Source organism: Streptomyces hilarionis, from assembly GCF_024539675.1.
Taxonomy (GTDB): Bacteria; Actinomycetota; Actinomycetes; order Streptomycetales; family Streptomycetaceae; genus Streptomyces; species Streptomyces hilarionis.
On record NZ_JAHHIT010000302.1, the window covers coordinates 1 to 4,146 of the forward strand.

At 74.4% G+C, this 4,146-nt stretch carries 2 protein-coding genes; both read right to left on the reverse strand.

The window, feature by feature from the left end; all coding sequences use genetic code 11:
* Window positions 1-86: 86 nt before the first annotated feature.
* Window positions 87-2,801 carry a ComEC/Rec2 family competence protein gene (locus KMS84_RS38010; RefSeq protein WP_256921121.1) on the reverse strand — a complete coding sequence of 905 codons (2,715 nt, stop codon included), beginning with the start codon at window positions 2,799-2,801 and terminating at the stop codon, window positions 87-89.
* 221 nt (window positions 2,802-3,022) lie between these two features.
* On the reverse strand, window positions 3,023-3,658 hold the full coding sequence (locus tag KMS84_RS43520; RefSeq protein ID WP_438819034.1) for a ComEA family DNA-binding protein: 636 nt from the start codon (window positions 3,656-3,658) through the stop codon (window positions 3,023-3,025).
* Between the last annotated feature and the right edge of the window lie 488 nt (window positions 3,659-4,146).

The following is a 4,146-nucleotide window of genomic DNA, read 5'->3' on the forward strand; positions in this document are numbered from 1 at the left end:
GGGCAGGGGCGGACGGCTGGGCGGCTGCGGGGCGTCGGACGGGAGGCTCGGGAGCCTGCCCGCCGGCCTGTGCGGGATCCATGTCCTCAGTCTCGCGCCACCCGCATGTCCCCGTCCGCATCCGTGACGACGGCCAACGCCCCGTCGCGGTCCGTCCGCAGAACCACCGCGCCTCCGGCACGCAGCGCCGCCACCGTGCCGGGCGCCGGGTGACCGTACGGGTTCCCTTCGCCGCACGAGATCAGCGCCAGCCGTGGCGCAACCGCCCGTATGAGGTCGGGGTCCTGGTAGGCCGAGCCGTGATGGGCCACCTTGAGCACGTCGACGCCACGCATCAGCGCGGCCGCCGAGGACCGCGACAGTGCCTGTTGCGCCGGGGGTTCGAGATCTCCGAGCAGCAGCATCCGCAGGCCAGCCGAACGCACGAGCAGCGTCACGCTGGCGTCGTTCGGTCCGTCCGGTCGCGGCACGGGGCCCGGTGGCGGCCAGAGCACGTCCCACGCGAGATCACCCACCCTTCGCCGCTCTCCGGCCGCGGCCCGCACCACGGGCACCTTCCGTTCCCGCGCCTCCTTCCGCACGAACTCCACCTGTTCGTGGGGCTCCTCGAACCCGGTCGTCTCGATCGCCCCCACCGACCGCCCGCGCAGTACGCCGGGCAGTCCGGCCACGTGGTCGGCGTGGAAGTGCGTGAGCACGACGAGCGGCACCCGGGTGACGCCCAGCGTGCGCAGACACCGGTCGACCAGCTTGGGATCAGGTCCGGCGTCCACCACCACGCCCGCTCCCTCGCCCGCCGCGAGGACGGTCGAGTCCCCCTGCCCCACGTCGCACATCGCAAGTCGCCAGCCCGGCGGCGGCCAGCCCGTGAGCACTCTGGTCAGCGGCGGCGGTTGCACCACCACGAGCAGCAGCACCACCCCGCAGAGCCCGCACAGCCACGGGTGACCCAGCAGACGCCGCCCCAGCATCACCGCCACTGCCGTGACGACGGCGAGCAGCAGGGCTCCGACCCAGCTCCCCGGCCAGTCCACCCCCGCTCCGGGCAGCGCGGCCCCGGCCCGCGCCACTCCCGCGATCCAGCCGGCCGGCCAGCTCGCCAACCAGGCCAGCGCCCTGGCCACCGGCATCGCCAGGGGCGCCGTCGCCAGCACGGCGAAGCCGAGGACCGTCGCCGGCGCGACCGCGAACTCCACCAGGAGGTTGCAGGGCACCGCCACCAGACTCACTCGCGCCGACAGCACCGCGACGACCGGAGCGCATACGGCCTGAGCCGCTCCCGCCGCCGCCAGCGCCTCCGCGAGGCGCGGGGGCACCCGACGTCGGCGCAGCGAGGCGCTCCATCTCGGCGCCAGCGTCAGCAGCGCCCCGGTGGCCAGGACCGACAGCAGGAACCCGTAGCTCCGGGCCAGCCAGGGGTCGTAGAGCACCAGCAGCAGAACCGCCGTCGCGAGCGCCGGGACGAGGGACCTGCGACGTCCGGTCGCCAGGGCGAGCAGCACGATCGCTCCACAGGCCGCGGCACGCAGCACGCTCGGGTCGGGACGGCACACGACCACGAATCCGAGGGTGAGCGCTCCGCCCAGCAGCGCGGTCGTGCGCAGGGGGACGCCCAGCCGCGGTGCGAGGCCGCGTCGCTCGACCTGCTGGGCCAGGCCGGGCGGGCCGAGGAGCAGCACGAGGATGATCGTGAGATTGCTTCCGGAGACGGCGAGGGTGTGGGTCAGGTCCGTGTCCCTGAAGGCCTCGTCCAGCTCGGGTGTGATGCGTGAGGTGTCCCCGACGACCAGCCCCGGCAGCAGGGCCCGCGCGTCCGCCGGCAGTCTGTCGGTGGCCGACCGCAGTCCAGCTCGCAGCCGCCCGGCCGACCGCTGCACGGCCGTGGGTTCCCCCACCGTCACCGGAGGGGCATGGTTGCGCACCCGCAGCACCGCCGCGATCCGGTCCCCTCCGGCCAACGGGAGCGCCAGCCGCCCGGTCACCCGCACCCGGGTCGACGGCAGCAACTCGAGCCACGCCGCCTCGGGCCTTCCTCCGGGACCCCCTGCGCCACGGGCTCCGCCCCGCCCGCGCTCCACCTCCCCTTCCTCGCCCCGGGCTCCCTGCCATCCGACGGACCCCGGCCATCCGAAGGACCCAGCCTTTCCCACGGGCCCCGGCCCTCCGACGGACCCCGGCCTCCCCTCCAAGCCCTTGCGCGACCCCGAGCGGCTCCGGCCCGATGCGACGTCAACGATCACCAGCACCGGAGCCCGAGTCGCCACCGTCGCCCGGTTCGGGCCCTCGACACTGCGCACCTGCGCCTCGACCAGAACGGCGTCGGGGGTCAAGTGGTCCCCTCTGACCTTGGGCCGGGCCATGCGGGGGTCGGAAGTGATCTCCACCTCGGCGGTGACGGAGGCGTACTGCCGTGCCAGTGCCGGCACCGGCCCCCGTCGCAGGTCGGCCCCGTGCAGCCCGGCCGACGCGGCAGCCGCGGCCACACACAGCAGCGAGGCGGCGACGGTGACGCGGGGCCAGCCCTTTCTGCCACCGACGGTCGGCTCCGTCGAACGATTCCGGTGGCCGGAGTCGTCGCCGTGCCGGGTGTCGTCCGCTCCGCGCCGTCGACTCACCAACAGTAGGACGCCGGCGGCCAGCAGGCAGACGACCACGAGGCCGCCCACCAGCTCGGGCGATGCGCCCAGCATCGACGCGGCGGTCGCCCAGGCCGCCAGCGCAGGGGGCACGAGCCGTAGATCGAGCGGACCTTCCTGGCGAGGGTGGGCGTCGCCCAGTCGCTTGCCGGAGGCTGAGTGCACCGTCCGACGCCTGCCCGAGCCGGACGCGGCCCGCGCTCCGACGCCCGCGACCGTCTCCCGGCCCCCACCTTCACTCCAACCCCTGCCTCTGCCGCTTCTGCCATGGCCCCTGTCCCTCCCAATGCCACTGCCCCTACCCCTGCCTCCGGAGCCGTCGGCCGTCGAGCGTCCGACGTCCGGGTCCTCGCTGCGAGGTGCGGTGTGCTCATTTCCCTCCCGCCTCATGGCCGCACGAGATTTCGCAGGTCGGCGAAGCGCCGCTCGCCGATACCGTCGACCTCACGCAACTCGTCCACCGAGCGGAAACCGCTGTGCTGTACCCGGTAGTCGACGATGTGCTGCGCCAGCACGGGCCCCACACCGGGCAGGCTGTCGAGCTGATCCACGGTGGCCGTGTTGAGGGAGACGGGAGCCGCCGGTGCCGCTCCGCCCGCCGGGCCCGGCGCGACTCCGACTCCGGCACCGGTTCCTCCGGGCGGCGCGGGCACGCCGACGACGACCTGCTCTCCGTCGACGAGGAAGCGCGCGCGGTTCAGGCCGTCGGTGTCGGCACCCGGGCGAACACCACCGGCAGCGCTCAACGCATCGACCACCCGCGAACCGGCCGGGAGACGATGGATCCCGGGCCTGCGTACCTTGCCGCTGACGTCGACCACGATCTCGGACCCGGCCGTGCCGCCCGGGGCCGGCGGTCCGGTGGTGGCGGTCGACGCGGCCGCCGGGTCCCGCCGGCCCGCGTCATAGGGGGCCGCGGCCCGCACCACTTCCGGCGCGCGGACCTGCTGGGCCCGGCCGACCCAGAAGTGCTGAACGGCGAAGACGGCGGCAGCCACCAACAGCACCGTGAGCGCGAGCACGCTTCGGCGTTCCAGGCCACAGCGCGCCTGCAACCACACGGGCATCCGCTCCCGCAGAGCAAGCCCCGCCCGTTCCCACCACACAGCCGCCCCACGAGAAGGCGGACTAGCAGGCGGACGACGGCCCGGAGCGTAGCCCTCGGCGCCCTCGACACCCTCGGCATCGACGGCATGGACGGCCTCGACGGCAGTACGGGCATGGACAGCGGTATCGGTACCGGCGCCGAGACCAGCTCGGCCACGAGCCCGAACACCAGCAAGGGCAAGTGCACCAGCACCGGCACCCGCACCAGGGCCCGCACCGCCCGCTACGGCTTCCTCGCCCCCCTCTCCCCCACCTACGAACTCCTCCTCCGCGACCTCGGCTCCCCCGGCGTCCGCACCCGCCCTCCTCCGCAGCCGTCCACCCGAATCACCCGGGCCACCCGAACCCGAACCCAGGCCCGTCCCCCAACCCGAGGCCGAGCCCTGTCTCTTATACACATTCT